Annotated in this window: 19 protein-coding genes and 1 other RNA gene; 13 read left to right on the forward strand and 7 right to left on the reverse strand. The window is 33.7% G+C overall.

The genetic code is table 11. From position 1 onward, the window contains the following. Window positions 1-70: 70 nt before the first annotated feature. Genes racE through HYQ40_00250 form a run of 3 tightly spaced genes read left to right on the forward strand, consistent with a single transcriptional unit; the run spans window position 71 to window position 2,013 of the window. Complete coding sequence (gene racE, locus HYQ40_00240; GenBank protein ID MBZ6526183.1) at window positions 71-919, forward strand: glutamate racemase; 849 nt, start codon at window positions 71-73, stop codon at window positions 917-919. Continuing rightward, window positions 903-1,520: an XTP/dITP diphosphatase gene (locus HYQ40_00245; GenBank protein MBZ6526184.1), complete on the forward strand. Its 618-nt coding sequence runs from the start codon at window positions 903-905 to the stop codon at window positions 1,518-1,520. Before racE ends, HYQ40_00245 begins: the two co-directional genes overlap by 17 nt. After that, window positions 1,498-2,013 (forward strand): YfcE family phosphodiesterase, encoded by a 516-nt coding sequence (locus HYQ40_00250; protein ID MBZ6526185.1) that lies wholly within the window; start codon window positions 1,498-1,500, stop codon window positions 2,011-2,013. The genes HYQ40_00245 and HYQ40_00250 overlap by 23 nt, the downstream gene beginning before the upstream one ends. 37 nt (window positions 2,014-2,050) lie before the next feature. Here the strand turns inward: HYQ40_00250 and HYQ40_00255 are convergent, their stop codons facing one another. Next, entirely contained in the window at window positions 2,051-2,917 is an 867-nt protein-coding gene (locus HYQ40_00255; protein ID MBZ6526186.1) for a mechanosensitive ion channel, read from the reverse strand. Between the two features lie 189 nt (window positions 2,918-3,106). Between HYQ40_00255 and HYQ40_00260 the strand changes: the two genes are divergently transcribed. The 3 genes from HYQ40_00260 to ccpA all read left to right on the forward strand — a co-directional run bounded on the left by HYQ40_00260 (window position 3,107) and on the right by ccpA (window position 5,462). After that, window positions 3,107-3,697 (forward strand): DUF948 domain-containing protein, encoded by a 591-nt coding sequence (locus tag HYQ40_00260; protein ID MBZ6526187.1) that lies wholly within the window; start codon window positions 3,107-3,109, stop codon window positions 3,695-3,697. 28 nt (window positions 3,698-3,725) lie between these two features. Next, on the forward strand, window positions 3,726-4,223 hold the full coding sequence (locus HYQ40_00265; GenBank protein ID MBZ6526188.1) for a YtxH domain-containing protein: 498 nt from the start codon (window positions 3,726-3,728) through the stop codon (window positions 4,221-4,223). Window positions 4,224-4,451: 228 nt separating this feature from the next. Next, entirely contained in the window at window positions 4,452-5,462 is a 1,011-nt protein-coding gene (gene ccpA, locus HYQ40_00270) for a catabolite control protein A (protein MBZ6526189.1), read from the forward strand. A 301-nt stretch (window positions 5,463-5,763) separates the two neighbouring features. On the opposite strand, the gene HYQ40_00275 is transcribed toward ccpA, so the two are convergent. Both HYQ40_00275 and HYQ40_00280 read right to left on the reverse strand, forming a co-directional pair. Continuing rightward, a complete protein-coding gene (locus tag HYQ40_00275) occupies window positions 5,764-8,766 on the reverse strand; it encodes a penicillin-binding protein (GenBank protein MBZ6526190.1) in 3,003 nt (1,000 codons plus the stop codon). Window positions 8,767-9,540: 774 nt separating this feature from the next. After that, on the reverse strand, window positions 9,541-10,515 hold the full coding sequence (locus tag HYQ40_00280; protein MBZ6526191.1) for a rhodanese-related sulfurtransferase: 975 nt from the start codon (window positions 10,513-10,515) through the stop codon (window positions 9,541-9,543). 194 nt (window positions 10,516-10,709) lie between these two features. Between HYQ40_00280 and HYQ40_00285 the strand changes: the two genes are divergently transcribed. Next, the gene (locus HYQ40_00285; GenBank protein MBZ6526192.1) at window positions 10,710-11,612 is read left to right on the forward strand and encodes a diacylglycerol kinase family lipid kinase; all 903 of its coding nucleotides are present in this window, start codon (window positions 10,710-10,712) and stop codon (window positions 11,610-11,612) included. 85 nt (window positions 11,613-11,697) lie between these two features. After that, the gene (locus tag HYQ40_00290) at window positions 11,698-12,096 is read left to right on the forward strand and encodes a DUF2187 family protein (GenBank protein MBZ6526193.1); all 399 of its coding nucleotides are present in this window, start codon (window positions 11,698-11,700) and stop codon (window positions 12,094-12,096) included. A 93-nt stretch (window positions 12,097-12,189) separates the two neighbouring features. On the opposite strand, the gene HYQ40_00295 is transcribed toward HYQ40_00290, so the two are convergent. Beyond that, the gene (locus tag HYQ40_00295; protein MBZ6526194.1) at window positions 12,190-13,155 is read right to left on the reverse strand and encodes a hypothetical protein; all 966 of its coding nucleotides are present in this window, start codon (window positions 13,153-13,155) and stop codon (window positions 12,190-12,192) included. Between the two features lie 36 nt (window positions 13,156-13,191). Between HYQ40_00295 and HYQ40_00300 the strand changes: the two genes are divergently transcribed. Beyond that, window positions 13,192-13,638, forward strand: a complete 447-nt coding sequence (locus HYQ40_00300; protein MBZ6526195.1) for a ribonuclease HI family protein — start codon at window positions 13,192-13,194, stop codon at window positions 13,636-13,638. A gap of 72 nt (window positions 13,639-13,710) precedes the next feature. Here HYQ40_00300 and HYQ40_00305 read toward each other — a convergent pair whose 3' ends face one another. The 3 genes from HYQ40_00305 to gpsB form a co-directional block, all read right to left on the reverse strand. Beyond that, the gene (locus HYQ40_00305; GenBank protein MBZ6526196.1) at window positions 13,711-14,844 is read right to left on the reverse strand and encodes a class I SAM-dependent RNA methyltransferase; all 1,134 of its coding nucleotides are present in this window, start codon (window positions 14,842-14,844) and stop codon (window positions 13,711-13,713) included. Between the two features lie 91 nt (window positions 14,845-14,935). Next, window positions 14,936-15,306: RNase P RNA component class B (rnpB, locus tag HYQ40_00310), an RNA gene on the reverse strand. Window positions 15,307-15,320: 14 nt separating this feature from the next. Further along, window positions 15,321-15,677 (reverse strand): cell division regulator GpsB, encoded by a 357-nt coding sequence (gene gpsB, locus HYQ40_00315; protein ID MBZ6526197.1) that lies wholly within the window; start codon window positions 15,675-15,677, stop codon window positions 15,321-15,323. Window positions 15,678-16,033: 356 nt separating this feature from the next. Here gpsB and HYQ40_00320 point away from each other — a divergent pair, with 356 nt between their 5' ends. From HYQ40_00320 to deoC, 4 genes are read left to right on the forward strand one after another with little or no spacing between them, the layout of a single operon-like run. Further along, window positions 16,034-16,537 carry a DUF3013 family protein gene (locus HYQ40_00320; GenBank protein ID MBZ6526198.1) on the forward strand — a complete coding sequence of 168 codons (504 nt, stop codon included), beginning with the start codon at window positions 16,034-16,036 and terminating at the stop codon, window positions 16,535-16,537. Window positions 16,538-16,550: 13 nt separating this feature from the next. After that, window positions 16,551-17,510: a 50S ribosomal protein L11 methyltransferase gene (gene prmA, locus HYQ40_00325; GenBank protein MBZ6526199.1), complete on the forward strand. Its 960-nt coding sequence runs from the start codon at window positions 16,551-16,553 to the stop codon at window positions 17,508-17,510. Further along, on the forward strand, window positions 17,510-18,259 hold the full coding sequence (locus HYQ40_00330; protein ID MBZ6526200.1) for a 16S rRNA (uracil(1498)-N(3))-methyltransferase: 750 nt from the start codon (window positions 17,510-17,512) through the stop codon (window positions 18,257-18,259). Before prmA ends, HYQ40_00330 begins: the two co-directional genes overlap by 1 nt. A 15-nt stretch (window positions 18,260-18,274) precedes the next feature. Further along, window positions 18,275-18,949 (forward strand): deoxyribose-phosphate aldolase, encoded by a 675-nt coding sequence (deoC, locus tag HYQ40_00335; protein MBZ6526201.1) that lies wholly within the window; start codon window positions 18,275-18,277, stop codon window positions 18,947-18,949. The last annotated feature ends 62 nt before the right edge of the window (window positions 18,950-19,011 follow it).

The following is a 19,011-nucleotide window of genomic DNA, read 5'->3' on the forward strand; positions in this document are numbered from 1 at the left end:
ATTAAACTCTATTCACAAAATATCTATTGAGTTATAATGAAGAATGAACTATTAGAAAAGAGATGAATGTATGAAAGAATTACCCATAGGATTTATTGATTCAGGATTTGGCGGTTTAACTGTAGTTAAGCAAAGTTTAAAGCAATTACCAAATGAATCGATTATCTATCTTGGCGACAGTGCAAGAGCACCTTATGGGCCGAGGTCATTACAAGAAGTAAAACGATATATATGGCAGATGACAAATTTCTTGCGTGAAAAAGGAATTAAAATGTTAGTCATTGCATGTAACACAGGAACGGCAGCTGCCTTAGAAGAGATCAGAGCGACTTTAGCAATACCTGTCGTCGGTGTTATTCATTCGGGGTGTCGAACAGCGATAAAATCGACAACGGGTGGTAAAGTAGGAGTTATCGGAACACAAGGTACGATTAATAGTAATATGTATGAGGAAGTCATGCTTGAAAAAGCCGATACATTAAATATTACAAGTATCGCGTGCCCAGAATTTGTAGAAATTGTAGAGTCCCAAAACATTAATTCAGTGGAAACTTTAAATACAATTAATGAACGCTTAAAACCTTTGAAAGAAGCTGGCGTTGATAGCTTAGTTTTAGGCTGTACACATTATCCATTACTTATTGATAAGATACAGCAAGCGATGGGACCAGATGTCTCATTAATTGATTCAGGTGTAGAAACAATTAATGAAGTGAGTACTTTATTAGATTACTTTAATTTGAGTCGAACTGCAGAAGAAGCAACAATCACACCAGCAACTCAAGTAATATATACAACAGGTAATGCATTAGAATTTGAGAGTTTCGCACGTTTATGGTTGGATCAGCCTGAACTCGAGGTTGATGAATGTGATATAAAAGGGGAGATTATCGTTGATCATAATGATAGCGAGTCATAATAAAGGAAAAATAAGAGAATTTAATGAAATGTTCAAAAATTCTGATATAGAAGTAAAATCCTTACTTGATTATCCTGAAATATCAGAAGTAGAAGAAACTGGAACGACGTTTCAAGAGAATGCACGCTTAAAGGCGGAAACGATTGCAAATGAATTAAAGGTCATAACCTTAGCAGATGATTCAGGACTTGTTGTACCAGCTTTAAATGGAGCACCAGGGGTATACAGTGCAAGGTATAGCGGTGAGCCCAAAGATGATAAAAGAAATAATGAAAAATTACTAAAAGAGATGGAACAGTTTGATGATGAGAAGCGAAAGGCTTACTTTCAATCGGTTTTAGTATTAGCTTATCCTGAAAATGAAAGTTTAGTTGTTGAAGGCAAAGTCGACGGATATATTCTAAAAGAATTAAGTGGTAGTGATGGATTCGGTTATGATCCATTATTCTACTATCCAGAAAAGAAACAATCATTTGCAGAAATGACGCTAGAAGAAAAGAATCGAATTAGTCATAGAGCTAATGCGATGAACAAATTGAAAAATAAAATAGACAATTGGATAAAGGGGCTAGATATACATGAAAATGATGCTAATAAGTGATAATCATGGACGATGGAAGCAAGTTTACAATATCGTTAAAGAAGTTAGACCTACTGTTGATTATATCTTCCATTTAGGAGATTCTGAATTTGAACACGATGATTCTATTTGGGAAATAATCGACGGCGTTGTTCAAGGAAACATGGATAGTACACATCATTATCCGATGGAACAGATTATCGAAACGCCAGAGGGTAAGGTCTGTCTAGTACATGGACATCATCAAGGTGTTAATCGTTCCAACAGTGCAGTAATCGATTTAGCTAAAGAACGTGGAGCGAAGTTTGTATTTCATGGACACACACATCAATTAAAAAGCGAAATGGTTGATGATATATTATTAGTAAATCCTGGAAGTCTAAACAATTCAAGAGGAATCCATTCATATAGAACGTATGCGATAGTTAATGTGACAAAAGATAAATATGAAGTCTCATTTTACGATGAAGATATGAAGCTATTAAACGATTTAACTCAAACATACCTAAGATAAAAAAAGTGATGAGATTAAAATCTCATCACTTTTTTTATTAAACCTCATCATATACTGAACTAGGAATCTTGATTTCCTGCTCTTGAAGGGCAAGAAGATACTCTCGGTAAAATATACTCGTATGCATATAATCTTCACCTGTTGCCACTTTAAAAGCAATTCGGTAGTTGAAGGTTTGATCAACACCACGAACAAAACCAACAATAGTAGGTTCGTCACGCATAACCTCATTGTATTTTTCATAAATCATTTGAGTAATTTGAGCCATTTCTGTTTCAAAAACATTGAATTCAGTTTCATCTGCAACAGGTATTTCTATTGTAACCTGTCTAGTACTGCGACTTTTATTATTTATAGTTGCAATTAAACTATTCGGAACATAATACTTATCGCCGCTTGCAGCTTGAAGGGTAGTTGTTCGTATACCAACATCTTCAATCGTACCAGAGATTTCTTCAGCAGGAATTTCAACGAAATCACCAACTTCAAAATAATTTTCAAAAATAATGAAAAAGCCATTAATCATATCATTAATTAAATCTTGAGCACCAAGTCCAATGGCCACACCGGCTATCCCAGCACCAGCTAATAATGTACCTACTGGAAATCCTAAAGCGGTCAATAAGTAATATACAAATAGAAAATAAAGAATATACATTGAAAAGTTTCGAAGTAATGTATTGATTGTCTTTATCCGTTGTGGAGACTGCTTACCACGGAAACTAATACGCCCAGCAGGATTAGCATCAAAAAAAGCTTCTACAATATATTTAATAATCAAAAAAATAATTGTAATAACCACTAGACGGAATAGAATAGTACCGAAATAAATGATATTTTCAGACGTTTCTTCTGGCATATAATTCCTCAGGATACTTTCTAAATTAAATTGACCAAAAATCAATTTATCACACTCCTTTATAAAAATATAACAGAGTCAGAATGATTTAGGTAGTATTTTGCATAAGTAAATCTTCGCTATAAGTATTTAAAAATAAAAATAAATAACTCAAAAAGTATCCAATTATTTGTACAACATCCTTAAAAATGATATATTTATCCTATAAGAATAGGGAAGGAGTGAGTAAGAAGTATGACATTAGGAGAACTTGCTGGAATTATTGCAGCGCTTGCATTTGTTGTTTTAGTCATTTTTATCTGTCTAAACTTGTCAAAGTTATCGCAAATATTAAAAGATGTAAATGAAACGGTGACAAAATTAAATACTACAATTGATGTAGTTACAAAAGATGTTGATAATCTATCGATTGAAGTTGAAGGTTTATTAAATAAAGCCAATACTCTAGTTGATGATGTAAATGGAAAATTAAGTAAAACTGATCCACTATTCGTCGCTATCGGAGATTTGGGAACATCTGTTTCAGATTTAAATGATTCAACTAAAAATATGACTTCAAATTTATTGAAGGGTGTAGGGAAAAAACGTCAGTCACCTATTGAAAAATTTGTTAGTTCAGCCAAAGGGGTAGCTCGTAAAAGACCTACGACTGCTGAGCCAGCACCATCACCTAGAACAGAAGCGTATAATCAACCTGTTACTAAAACGACACCATCAGTCCCACCCATTGCCCAAGTTGAACGAGATAGTAATGAATCTGAACTATTTGAAATTAAGAATAAACTGGCTTCTAAAACAGCTGGAGAAATTACAATAAAAAATTAAGAGCATAATTACAGAAAGGATGTTTTGAATGAGTAAAAATGGAGGATTTTTCCTAGGAGCATTATTTGGCGCTTCAGTAGCAGGTATCGCAGCATTACTTTATGCACCAAAATCTGGTAAAGAATTACGTCGAGATATAGCTGTTGAAGTCGATCAATTTCTTGACAGTGCAAGCGATTATACTGATTACGCTGTGGAACGTGGTGTTGAATTATATGACGCAGCATACGAAACAACTGAAGATATTAAAGTTAACTTAAAAGACTCAGCTGACCAATTTAAATCTCAATTAGGCGATATTCGTCAAGAAGCTTCCACAGAATGGGATCGTGTCAAAGAAGACATGAAACATACAAAGGATGAACTTAGCAAAGAAGCTGAGAATTTAAAAGCTGATGCAGAAGACTTAGGCGATACAATTACTGTTGAAGCCAAAGACTTTGCCAGTGATGTGAGTGACTCTGCACAACACATTCATAACTCTGCTGAAGAGTCTATGAAAAATGTAGAAAAAGAAGTAAAATAATCATATCTTTTTACTTATGCGGGTAATACATTAATTTAATGTATTATTCGCAGTTTTTTATTGACATTTTCATGAAAATATAGGAGTATATACTCTTAGGTCTCTTTAGATCATTTTCATGAAAACATTGCTTAATCCATAACCCACTGGAAATGAAACGCTTGCAATAAAAAATGAATTATGATAAATTTACAACAAGTAGATACAAACTGAAAGAAGGTTAGCCCTATGGAAAAACAAACAATTACAATATATGACGTAGCTCGTGAAGCTGGAGTTTCTATGGCAACGGTATCTCGTGTTGTCAATGGAAATCCAAATGTTAAGCCAAGTACGCGAAAAAAAGTTTCAGAGGTAATTGAAAGATTAGATTACCGACCAAATGCTGTTGCGCGTGGTTTAGCAAGTAAAAAAACAACAACGGTAGGTGTAATTTTACCGAGTATTACGAATTTATTCTTTTCATCGTTAGCTCGAGGGATTGATGATATTGCATCGATGTATAAATATAACATCATTCTTGCAAACTCAGATGAAAGCCAAGAAAAGGAAGTTCAAGTATTTAATAACTTACTTGCCAATCAAGTTGACGGTGTCATCTTTATGGGACAGAGCGTTTCTGATTCAATCAAGAAAGAAATTGATCGTACATCAACACCTGTTGTTTTTGCTGGAACATTAGTTGATAATCCAGAATATTATAGTGTTAATATTGATCACACAGTAGCAACAAAAGAAATAACTGCTGAATTATTAGATCATGGACGTCGTGTAGTGTTGGTTACAGACGAACCTGAATTATTAACATCACAACATCGCTTAGAAGGGTTCAAGGCTGCGTATGCAGAAAAAGGTCTTGAGTTTGATAATGACTTAGTGATTCAACAAGGTCTTAAATATACTGATGCTGATAAAGTATTAGAAGAATTACAAAACGTTAAAGCAGATAGTGTTATAGTAAAAGAAGATACCTTTGCTGCTGCACTAATGAATGCTGCTTTAGATGCTGGATTTAAAGTTCCAGAAGATTTAGAAGTAATCACTAGTGATAACTCAATCGTAACTGAGATTGTACGACCAAAATTAACAAGTATCCAACAACCTTTATATGATATTGGTGCCGTTGCAATGCGTTTATTAACTAAAATTATGAGTAATGAGGAAGTAGATGAGAAACAAGTTATCTTACCTTATAAGATTAAACATCGTGGCTCAACAATTCATGAAGAAAATCAATAAACTTTATCACAATTAAAAAAACCAACCCTTTGTTGATTTGACAACGGGCTGGTTTTTTTATTCTAACAAAATGTAAGGACATAAATGGAGCTATAAGGGCGAAATTTGCGGTTTTAAAACTATATTAGACAAAGAGTCACCTGACTAGTGGAGTCTTTGAATAAGGTGAATAATAGTCTGTTCATCCCTGTTGTTCGTCAAACAGGTGAGTACTATCTTAAAATTTTAACTTAGAATATTTGGCAAATTAAAAAACACTGAAGTTACCTAATAATAGCAACTTCAGTGTTTTTAATCATTATTACCCTTGAACTGATTCAGTTTGTTCTTCATCAGTATTTGATTCATCATTTTCATCTGGGTTTTCAGTTGTTTCATCTGTGTTAGATTCATCTTCAGTGCTACTATTACTTTCATCACTTTCTTGAGATGATGATTGTTGTTGCTGCTGTTGCTGTTGTCTTCTTTGTTGTTCTTGAAGCGAACGAACATTATTCCAAAATAAAGCTAAATCATCTTCAGATGCCCCTAACATAAAGTCAAACGTTAACTCAGGTGCAGGGCTAGAAACTTTGAATAACTCAGTCTTAGTAGGGCCAGTTATTTGATAAGTACTTCCATTGTGAGTGAAGTTACCTGGAAGCGTCCCAGTTTGCTCTAATACAGTCTGTTCTTGGACAGAGCTTGGTTGAACAAAGGTTTCATCAGTACCAAATATTTCAGGACGTAAAGCATATAAATCATTTACAATTCGTGCCCAGTAAATTTGACTACGAACACTTTCACGATCAAATCCATCATTTACGTCAATTGTATAATCTGCATATCTTGAATCATACCCAATCCAAGATCCAATTGTGATTGATGGGGTAGAAGCAATAAACCAAATATCTTTAGAGTTTTCACTAATACCTGATTTCGCAATCCAATCTCCAGGAACGTTCATGTTTTCATTGGCAGTTCGTCCCGTACCTTCAGTCATTGTATCACGTAACATATCTACCATAATATAGTTAGTATCCTCTGAGAATATTCTGGTAGGTGCTTCGTTTTGTTGGAATACAACATTGCCAAAAGCATCCTCGATACGATTAATGTAATAACCATCAACATATTCTCCACCATTCGCAAAAGTAGAAAATGCACGCGTTTGTTCTAATACAGTAGGGCCTGTTGAAACGCCACCCAGTGAGAAAGGTAAGCGTTGTGCATCACTTTCAGTATATGAATCGATCGTATTAAAGCCCATACGTTCTATATAATCAATAATAGGCACACCTTGACGGAGCAATTCTTCATAGATTCGAACTGCGGGTATATTATCTGACTTTAAGAGAGCCGTACGAGCAGTCATTAGGGTACCACTTACTACTTCCCCATAGTTTGTAGGTGCATAAATTTCACCATTATCTAATTCTCTAACAAAAGCTGTATCAGGAATAATTGTAGCAGGACTAATGATGTTGTTTTCAACCGCTGGTCCATAAACTGCTAAAGGTTTAATTGTAGAACCAGGGGAGCGACGCATTTGGAATGCGTGGTCAATTTGATTGTTTTCAAAATCAGTACCAGCAACAAAACCAAGTACAGCTCCAGTGTTATTATCGATTGCTACTAAACCAGTTTGTACTTCTTCAACGTAATATGTTTCAAAGCCAGTTTCTGGATCGGTATAAACACCGTCATAGACAGCACCTAATTGATCTTCATAAGCTTGTGCTGATTCTTGTAACTGATCGTAAATCTCTTTGTCGATAGTTGAGTGAACTCTATATCCACCTGTACGTAACTGATCTTCTGCTGCAAAGTAATACTCATTGTACCATTCATCATCACTATAGACTTGTTTCCAAGAGTAGCCATCATCTTGGATGTTTAATAACATCAGCTGTTCAATTGCACCATTCATAATAGCTTGATAAAGATATGATTGGCGCTCTTCCTCACGTGGCTCTGATGGTAAGAAGTCTTGTGTAATATCATAAGCAATAGCAGTTTCATACTCATTTTTTGTTATTTTCTCTTCACGGTACATACGATATAAAACTTCATTCATTCGATCAATACCAAATTGAAGAGATTCTTCGTCACGAATTTCACCATTTTGATTATATGGTGTGTAACTATAAGGATCTTGTGGTAAACCAGCTAAGAAGGCTGCTTGATTCAATGTTACATCATCAGGCGAAACACCAAAGATACCTTCAGAAGCTTTTACAATACCTGCAACATTATCGCCATTATTATTTCTTCCAAAAGGGGAAACATTTAAATAGGCTGTTAAAATTTCTTCTTTAGAGAAGTAATTTTCTAATCGAAGAGCTAAGAGAATCTCGTTTGCTTTTCTAAAGAAAGTAACATCATTCGTAAGCATTTGTTGCTTAACTAATTGTTGAGTAAGGGTAGAACCACCTGTACCTGAACCTGTTAAGAATGTTTCAAGTACAGCACGAAATAATGCTTTAGGAACTATACCGGGATGCTCTTCGAAATATTCATCTTCTGTAGCTACAAAACCATCTACGATATAATCAGATATATCGTTTAGATTAGCAACAGAACGGACAATATCTGTTCGGACATTAGCGATAGGATCTCCATTTGCATAATATAAAGTACTTTGTTGCTCAAGACGATTAATTTGTTCAGCCATTTCTCGTTGAGTAGGAGGTGGGGTGTTGGATACAAGATTAGCAAAGAATCCAATTCCTGCTCCACCAATTAAGGCACCTGCTAAAACAATAATAATAATGATGTACATAATCAGTCGTTTAATAACATTGAATGTAACATTCATGCCGAAAAATGTTTTATCTTTTAGAGAAAAGTTTTTAAGTGAATATTTTTCTTTTCTTTCTTGACGACGTTTTTCTCTCTTCGCTACTTTATCATCAATGGGTTCATCGTTTGGCTGATGATCACTAGCCAAAGCCCCGACAGTCATAGTGGGTGCAGCTAGGAATGCATTACTATCGTTATCTTCATGATCTGAGGAAGAAGATACTACATCTTGATTATCAGGACTAAACACATGAATCGAATCCATGGAAGAGGACCAGTGTTCGTCAGGAAAAACTACCTTATCACCGTTTTGATTATCATTTGATAAAGTACTTTCCTCATTTAACTTTGTTTCGTTGTTATTTGGCATTGAATAAGCTAAATCGATACCATCCAAATCATCACTGTAATTGTCAGAAACTGTATTAGTGTCTGATAAATCATGCTTTACGTCTTCTGTTTTCGAAACTGAATTTGAGGTCATAGATTTGTATGAATCTTCTATTTCTATGTTTGTACTCATACTTTCTAACTGTTTTATTCTCTCTTTACGACGTCTCTCACGCTCAGCAAACAATTGATCCGGACTAGGAAAGTCAGAATCATTAGTCTGAGAAAAATCAGCATTAACATTTGATTCTTCGAATGACTTATCTGTTTTTTTCGGAATTGGATTAGTGGTATAACTAACTTTATCTGAATATAAGCTCTCAGCATTTAATTGATTACCCTCATTTAAACGAGAAGGAGAATTGTCAGCGAGTTTACTTTGTTCTCTTACTATTTTTCTTTTACTAGCATCGTCTCTGATTGGTATATCATTCGTTTGGAGAGAAGCTCTTTTTGCTCGTTCATTTAAATTTCGACTTTTAGCCGATTTTATATTTGAATAGTCAGAAGAGGGTGCCTCATTTGTATCAGTAAATAGCTTTTGGACTCTTTTGATTGAACGATTTAACATTATTGAAGATCTATTGGGTTCAATCATATCACCTTGTGATTCACTAGGTTTATTTGCTTCGAGTTGTTTATTGAAATCCGAATCAGATGCTTCTTCCTTCTGGTTATCAGTATAGCGTTCTTTTTGTTCATCTTGAAATTTCTCATAAAAGCTATCCCACTTTGTGGAAGAAGAGTGTTTTATTGATTCTTTTGAGTTTTCAGAGTTAACTTGATGAGTAGATTGGTTATCTTCAATAGGCTCGTCAAATGAAATGTCAAAAAAATTATTATCTTTAGAATTATTTTTTGAATTTTTATCAGTCATTGATTCACCATCTTCCTGTTTATATTATTTTTAGGCAGTTTCAGTATTGTAAAGAGATTCTCCAATAGCAGTTAAACGATTTTGCCATTCTTCTGTTGATAAATTATTAGAAGTTACAAAACGATTGCGAGGATGACGACGGCATTCTGGTGAACATCCACGTACATATTTTGCTTCATTTTCTTCAGAAGTTAAAATTTGTTTGTTACATTCAGGATTACAGCAGTTTACATAACGCTCACAAGGAGTTCCGTCATAGTGATCTTTACCAACAATTGTTGGTGCTACACGATTAATTGGAACAGAGATACGTTCATCAAAAACATACATTTGACCTTCCCATAAATCACCTTGAGTTTCAGGATCTTTACCGTAAGTGTCAATACCACCTTCTAATTGGCCAACCTCTGTAGCAAGTCCTTCACGAAGCATCCAACCAGAGAATTTCTCACAGCGGACTCCACCAGTACAATAAACTACGACTTTTTTATCCATGAATTTTTCTTTGTTATTAATAACCCATTCCGGTAATTCACGGAAATTACGAATTTCAGGGCGAATAGCTCCTTTAAAATGACCTAGGTCATATTCATAGTCATTACGCGTGTCCAATACAATTGTATCTTTATCTTCAAGAGCTTCGCGGAATTCAGTTGGTTTTAAGTGTTTACCTGTAGTAGTTAATGGGTCGATATCATCTTCTAAGTCAAGAGATACAATCTCATCACGTACACGAACATACATCTTACTATGAGCATATCCTTCTGCTGGATCTTCTTTGAACCATACATCTTCAAAACCAGACTGTGAATGTAGGTACTCTTTATATTTTTCAGTTTGCTCGATTGTTCCTGATACTGTTCCGTTTATACCTTCAGTTCCAACTAATACGCGTCCTTTAAGTCCATGTCTTTTGCAAAAAGCAATATGATCTAACCTAAAAGCCTCTGGATCCTCGATTGTCTTGTACTTATAAAACAATAAAACCTTAAATTCTGTCTTCATTAAAAATTTCCTCCTTGTAGTTGCATACTACAGTTTTCTAAATACATATTATACTATTAAACGGGTATTGGTAACAAGTATTCTACAAACTTCATATAAATTTAATACAAAAATCATATTATGGATGAGAATGATTATCTAAATTGGTATAATACTAATTATATTAATAAAAAAACACAAAGATGGTGAAGCGTATGCTTAATAAAGTATTGTTAATAACAAATCCTGTCGCTGGAAAAGGCCACGGTGAAAAATATGCTGAAAAATTAAAAGATGTTCTTGAATTGAATCATAATTCAGATGTTGAAATAAAAATAACTAAAGTAGAACATGATGCTACAGAGTGGAGCAAAAATGCTACAAAAGAGGGTTTCGACACTGTAATTTGCCTTGGAGGCGATGGAACAGTCTCAGAAACAGTCAATGGGATTTTGCAAGCAGATGATAAACCGATTTTTGGTTTCATCCCAATGGGTACAGTGAATGATTTAGGGCGCGCACTAGGCTATAATATGAATGTAGAAAAAGCGATTGAAGACTTCAAAGAAGCATCATTAGACAAATTAGATGTCGGTAAAGTTAATAATCAAGTATTCGTTAATGTTATTGCATTAGGTCCTATCGCTGAAGAGGTTATGGCAACTAATTCAGACGATAAGAATAAATTTGGTGTACTGGCGTATGTTCGTGACGGCATAAAAGCTTTCTTTACAGATAAAGGTTATGAAATACGAGTAACGTCTTCAGATGGAACAGAAACGGATATTAAGACGAATCTATTATTTATTGGTTTAACGAATAGTATTGGTGGGGTAGAATTTATGGTTCCTGAAGCGAGTTATAATGATGGAAAAGGGTATCTTGCTGCTATTAAAGGACATACTCCAATCAGCACGATTAGAGCAGGGCTTGAGGTTGGTTTAGCTAATTTAGATGCTGATAATATCTTTAGATTATCTGACACGAAATTTAAGATAGAAGCATTAGATAATGAGAAAGTTATTACAAACGTTGATGGTGATAATGGACCAGAACTACCATTAGAAATTGAAATAATAAGTAATGCAATTGATGTTTTAATAACAGGAAAAAGTTAAAAAGCATATTGTGAGCAATATATTTGAAAATACGTTATAATTGTATTAGTGAGCGTTAAGGTCAACAAGGAAAGAGGGAATTAACGTGAGTACAGAAAACGTAACAGCAAGTGAACGTAAGATTATTGAACGTGAACTAAGAAGAGGTACTAGCAAATCTCGTATTGCAACGATTTTAGATGTTGATTACGAAAAAGGGCTTGTCAAAATTGAGAGTGTGAAGGACAAAATCCGTCCTGAAGTTGGTAATCAGATTGAATTTAAGTTCAGAGATAGTAAAATGAGTGGTATTATAATTAAACTATTAACGAATAGTGCTGTTGTCGAAATATATTGGAAAGAATCTGATATAACGATGCGTGATATTTGCGAAGATCGAACTATTGTGAACTTCAAAGATATAGTATCGTTTGTTTCTCTTCCAGTGCAAGATGAAGATGAAGATGTTATGTTCGAATACGAAGAAGTAACGACTACAAATTAAAAGAAACATGCCTCATTTTTAATAAGGCATGTTTTTGATTTAATTAAATTTCAAGTAAAAGCCATTCCAAGTTAATTTCGGAATGGCTTTTACTTATACTTGGAATAATTGATTTAGTTCATTTTGAGCCATTTGGTATACAGCTATTTCTTTATCATTGAGAATTTCATCATCGCCATTTTCTAATCCGAACTGAATGAGGGTATAACGTAACCAATCTTTGGGATTGGATATTGTTTCTTCGAAGAAAGGATAAAAAATCATGACATGTAAATTGAATAATTCATGTACTTGTGTTGCAAAGTGAGGATCAGTTTGAGCGAAGTAATCTTCAATTACTGTCGTTCCATCTTTGTAATAATCAGTATCTTTATATGCTTTCAATTCACTTGTATTAATGTTTTTTCGTGTATTTAACCAACAAAGTTCTAAGTTAATGTTTTCTTTACTATTTAATATGTAGTGTAATATATCATTTTTGATAAAGTTTAAAATATTCTCCTGCATTAACAATGCTTTAAGCAAGGGTAAATTTTTATTTAAATCAGTCTGATAAATTTGTTTTAATTCCGATAATAAATCAAAATGCGAGAAAGACAATAAGTGATGCACATATGCTTGGAACTTTTCTTCAGTATCCAAATTATTTATTTTTTGCCTGATCTCTAATTGAGTAGTAATCGATTTAATTGATTTATTTAGTTCAATTGTCACAGTTGAACTTTGATTTAAATCTCTTAATTGATATAATTTATTTAAACTTTCACTAGTAGGACTCATTATTGGCAATGATTGAGAATATAGACTGATTAATTGTGTTGATTCTGAGATGAAATCTAAAGTAAATCGGTCATTTCTCCATAATCGTAATAAATCATTTTGCTGATTAAATGTAATATATAATTTAATCAGTTCAGTAAATATATGGGGAGCTTCATCTAGTTTATAACTCTTTTCTAATAAATGAATTCCTTCAGTAAAATGGTTATTTTCTAAAGCATTTATTGCTTTTCTGTAATAATTTTCAGCATTATTCGGCATTGGCGTAATATCTGTCATAGTTTTTCCTTTCATAAAAAATAAAAGAGGTTAAAGATGATCAAAATAAATACAGATGCTGCTTATAATCCCAACACTCAAGAGACTGGGATTGGCATACATATAGTACATGATAATCATCGTGAGTTAATAAAAATATTCGTATCGGAGGTTACAGATAATCATATTGCTGAGTTTCTAGCATTAATTGCAGCAATAAATTATATACAAACCAATCTTGATACAAACCAGATTATCACGTATCAGTCAGATAGTAAAATAGTAATTCAATCAATTGAAAAACAGTATGTAAAAAATATAGAATACAAAAAATTATTGGATTATATATTGAGCATTATCAATGAATACCCGACATTTTTTGCTAGTTGGATTCCAGAAGCTCAAAACCGTGGAGCAGATTCATTAGCAAAACAAGCTTTGAGAAAAGAGGGGAAATTAGAAAAAACGATTACTTATTCTCAATTAGTCTTTGATAAATTATAAAAATAAGCTTTCTGGTTGGGCTACTAGGCCTAATCAGAAAGCTTAATTTTAACCATAATAATTAAATATTTTTTAGTTGCGACGACCCCAGTATTGGTAATAAGTCACTTTTAAAGGACCATTGTATAACTTTCTCTTTTTAGTCGCTTTCTTACCGTAAAACTCTTCGAATTTATCATCACTTGTGATGATGTATTTACTCCATGTAGGCATTGTCTCGTATAAGTCACCCATTTGACGGTAAATATCTTGAACAGCTTCTTCAGATAACATTCTATCTCCGTATGGAGGGTTAGATATTAGGATACCGAAATCCGTCGTAGGGCGATAATCAGCCAGTTGCATTTGTTTGAATTCGATTGAATTTCCGACACCAGCTTCACGAGCATTGTCTTGTGCAATCTCAATCATACGTCCATCTACATCCGAACCAAATATTTGTAGTTCTTTATCATAATCAGCAGCTTCCTCGGCTTCAGTGCGAGTTTCTTGCCAAACATCAGTATGTTCGTTAAGTAAGTCCCATTTTTCAGCAGCAAATTCACGTTTTAAACCTGGAGCAATATTATGTCCCATTAATGCAGCTTCAATAAGGATTGTTCCTGAACCACAAGTAGGGTCGTACAATGGACGATCATCACGCCAAGTTGTAAGCATTACTAATGCAGCAGCCATATTTTCTTTCATTGGCGCTGTCCCTTTATGTTCACGGTATCCACGTTTGAATAAGCTTGTTCCACTAGTATCTAAAGTTAACATGACGTGGTCTTTTCTAATTGCAACTTCGATAGGGAAAAGGGCACCAGTTTCAGGTAAGTCAGAACGACGGTGGTAGAAGTCCATTAATCGTTTACTAATTGCTTTTTTTACAATACGTTGAACGTTAGGTACACTATGTAATGTTGACTTAATTGATTTTCCACTTACAGGGAATTCAGCATCCATAGGAAGAATATCTTCCCAAGGAAGGTCATAAGTTTGATTAAATAAGTCATCAAATGTTTTAGTGTCAAATTCACCAAAAATAATTTTTACACGGTCCGCTGTACGTAACCATAAGTTACTATATGCAATATCTTTTGCAGTACCATCAAAACGAACAAGTCCATTTTCAGTTTGGGTCTCATAACCAAAATCTTTAAGTTCTCTAGCAACTAAAGCTTCAATTCCAGCAGCTGCAGTAGCTAATAACGAGTATTTTTTCATATTTTTCACTCCAATATTTTTCCACTTTAAGTTTACATAAAAAAAGACTCTGATTCCAGAGTCAATTAAATAAAACCTATGAATAGTAAATTTCTATAAGCCATGTCCTGTCATTATCTCTAGCATAGGGACTAGAGATAATGGATAATCATCTATCTACGATAATAATACCGTCTTCTTCTTTTGTTCATTTACTACTTGAAGAAATGCCCCTACCAATGTTTGGGTTGCTCGCTCGAGGGGTTTACCGCGTTCCAATCTTATAGTTTCCTATAAGCTTCGTCTCTGTGGCACTTTACAAAATACTGCATCATAGTCGAAACCTTAGATGGTTTTTTTGCCGTTATCCTTAAAAGGATACCTTAACTTATTTTTTCGTTAAGCACGAACACTACAAGCATCGCAGCTTGTGCGAGCATGGACTTTCCTCAGCTAAATTAATAACCGCGATTATCTGAAATTTACTAGATCATTTATTAATATTTTGTTGCTTTTGAGTAATCGATTGTATTGTCTGTATTGTCAATTTTAGAACCGAAAACATGCTTTTCTAAATTTGATAAACGCTTAAGAATATCAAAGTTTGTTACACCGCTCCCAGGAGAGTTAGGTGTGCTTTTCTTAGCTAATGCAAGTTGTTTTGTAAGCTCATCGACTTTACTAATTAGACGTTCATTTTCATTTTTTAAATAAACTACATCTTTTTGGAAAGAATCGTAATCTCTGATGATACTGTCTAAATACTCATCAACTTCAGCAGTATTGTATCCTCGCACAGATTTATTAAACTCTTTTTGTAATATATCTTTTGCAGTTAGGTTTTTTTCTGCCATTTTATTCACCTCGTATGTTATATATTTTTATAAGAATGGCACTTTAGTTGAAACTAATTAATAGTTTACTATTACTTCGAATAAAATTCAAAGTAAAACACTAAAGAAATAATTAAGTTAGTATTACAACGTTTGACTAATTTTATTATGCCATGAAATTAGTCAAATTGCTAATTCATTATAATGTGCTATGGCGTGAATAACAAGGGGGAAATTAGTTTATTGATAAATAATTATTTAATGAAGAGTGAGAAGGTATTTTGTTTTTGCTTAGTTAGGTCTAGCTAACTCTAATTAAATTGAAATATAATGCAAAATCAGTCATAATATTAGATGACTAATTAGGTGGTGTATTAATGAATAAATCAAATATATTAAACGTTTTTGAACAGCTAATTCAAGAATCTTATTTTCACTGTGAGTGGGCAATAGAATGGCGGGAACAAGAAAATGATATTGTATTAATTTTCCAAATGACTTTATCGAATCCGAATAATCATCCTTTTAGAGATACGATGAATATAACAAGTAATCACGAAACCATTTTGTACACTGTGAAAATTATTATTTATGATAATCGTCAGAAAGAATTTAGTCATGATGATTATATAGTCTCAATTCCTTTGAATTACGAGATGGGTATCGACTACGGCGAGTGCCTTTCTATTGTTAAGTATTTAAAAAATTTAACGTCGTCCGTGAATATAAAATGGCTAGAATTTCTGTCAGATACAAAAGCGGAGAAGTTCTCATTAGAGTGGAAGTGGAATGAATTTGAAGAGATTAGAAATCGATTAATTGAAAGCAATCGATATAGTAAAACGCCAATTTATTTTCCACAACAAAATGACATAAATTAAGGAGTGTTGATAAATGGTTGAAACATGGAAGGAAATAAAAATCACGTTAAATTCGTTACAAACTAACGAAATTGATTTAGTTAATTATTATTTAAACGAGGCAGGTGCGGTAGGAAATGAAATAAAATATGCACAAGGTTATTTAGAAAACCATCCCAATTTATTCGGAGAAATCCCCGTAGATTTACCAGAGGATTATTTAAATCATCCTGTAGAAGTGATTGGTTATTATGAATCTAGTATACATCTTGATGAACTTGAAGCAAACTTAAACACAATTGAAAATATTGAGTTCAAAATTGAAAGCAATGACTTAAAAACTGAAAACTGGCATAAAAACTGGATGAAATATTATAAGCCAGAACGAATTTCAAGGTTCTTATCCATTGTCCCAGAATGGGAAGAATACCATCCAGCGCCACATGAACAAGTTATATTCATGGATCCTGGTGTTGCTTTTGGAACGGGTAATCATCCAACAACTCGCCTAAGTGCTCAAGCGTTAGAGTTAGTTATGCGTGGGGGAGAAATTGTCCTAGATGTTGGAACTGGAACAGGTATTTTGAGTTTTATTGCGGCTGTCTTCGGAGCAAAGCAAGTTCTTGGGATGGATTTTGATCCTCAGGCTGTTCAAGCTGCTATTAATAATTTAGAATCTCAGAAAAATAATGCAAAGATTGTCCAATTAATCCAAACGAATCAGATTGAATTTATTGAAAATGATTTACTAAAAGGGATTGATAATAAAGCGGATATTATTGTCGCAAATATTTTGCCGCATATTTTAGTTAATCTATTCTCAGATGCTTATAAATTATTAGCAGATGACGGCTATTTAATTTTAGGTGGTATTTTAAATGATAAAGCTCACTTAATTGAAGAAGCAATAGAGAAGCATCAGTTCAAGATTTATCTTAAAACACACATGAATGAATGGGTTAACTATATTGTGATTAAGGGAGAAAAGGATTAATGCAACGTTATTTTTTGAACAAAGACTTAGAGTTAGAACAAATTATCCAACTGGAAAAGGCTGATAACCATCACGTAACAAGAGTAATGCGAGGACAAGTGAATGACGAGCTTATTATTGTAGACTCAAAAAATATTGCTTATAAAGCAAAAATTAAAGAGATTATAGATGGGGCAGCGAATTTAATTATAGTGGATGAGTTAAAGGATCAACAAAAAGAACTGCCCATTCAAGTGACTATAGCTTGTGGTTTATCAAAAAATGATAAAATTGATTTGATTGTACAAAAAGCAACAGAATGTGGAATGGCTAAGTTTATACCAGTTGCCTTAGATAGAGATGTTGTAAAATGGAAAGATAATAAACAAGCGAGTAAACTCGAAAGACTTGAGCGTATAAGTAAAGAAGCGGCAGAACAATGTCATCGAAATGTTATACCAGAAATAAGTTCTTTATCAACGATAAATAAATTAGTTCAAGAAGCCCCAAATTATGAGCATAAATTAATTGCTTACGAAGAGACTGCCAAAAATGGTCAGCACGGCCAACTCAAAAAAACATTGAATGAAATTCAGGCCGGAGAAAATTTAATTATTGTCTTTGGTTCTGAAGGTGGTTTGACAGAAATGGAAGTAGCCAAATTGAAAGAAGTAGGGTATATTGAAAGTAGTTTGGGACCCAGAATTCTAAGAGCAGAAACTGCACCTATCTACGCTTTAAGTGCAATTAGTTATCAATTAGAAGTATAAGAAAGAGGAGATAAAATGGAATTATCAAAATATATTGACCACACACTACTGAAAGCAGATGCGACAGAAAGTCAAATTGAAAAATTATGTCAAGAAGCTGCAGAGTATAACTTTAAATCAGTATGTATTAACCCAGCATGGGTATCAAAAGCGAAAGAATTATTAAATGATTCTGAAAGTTTAGTATGTACTGTAATAGGATTTCCCTTAGGAGCAAACTCGAAAGATATTAAAGTATACGAAGCAAAACAAGCTGTTAAAGATGGTGCGGATGAAATCGATATGGTTATCAATATTTCACGTGCAAAAGATGGCGATTGGGCTTATGTATTAGATGAGATTGAAGCTGTTGTAAAAGCAGTCGACGAATCAATTACGACTAAAGTAATTATCGAAACATCTTTATTAACAGATGATGAAAAACGCAAGGCATCGGAAATTGTTAAAGAATCTGGCGCAGACTTCGTTAAAACATCAACTGGATTTTCAACAGGTGGAGCGACACTTACAGACGTAAAATTAATGCGTGATGCAGTGGGGCCGGATTTAGGAGTTAAAGCAAGTGGTGGAGTAAGTAATTATGATGAAGCGATTGCTATGATAGAAGCGGGAGCTACTCGAATAGGTGCGTCAAAAGGGATCGCGATTGTTTCAGGGACTCAATCAACGTCAACTGACGACAGTTACTAATCATTACGTGTCACAAAAGAAGGCTGTGCTAAACAAAAGCACAGTCTTTTGTTATAATAAAA

Source organism: Aerococcaceae bacterium DSM 111021 (assembly GCA_020112395.1).
Taxonomy (GTDB): Bacteria; Bacillota; Bacilli; order Lactobacillales; family Aerococcaceae; genus Ruoffia.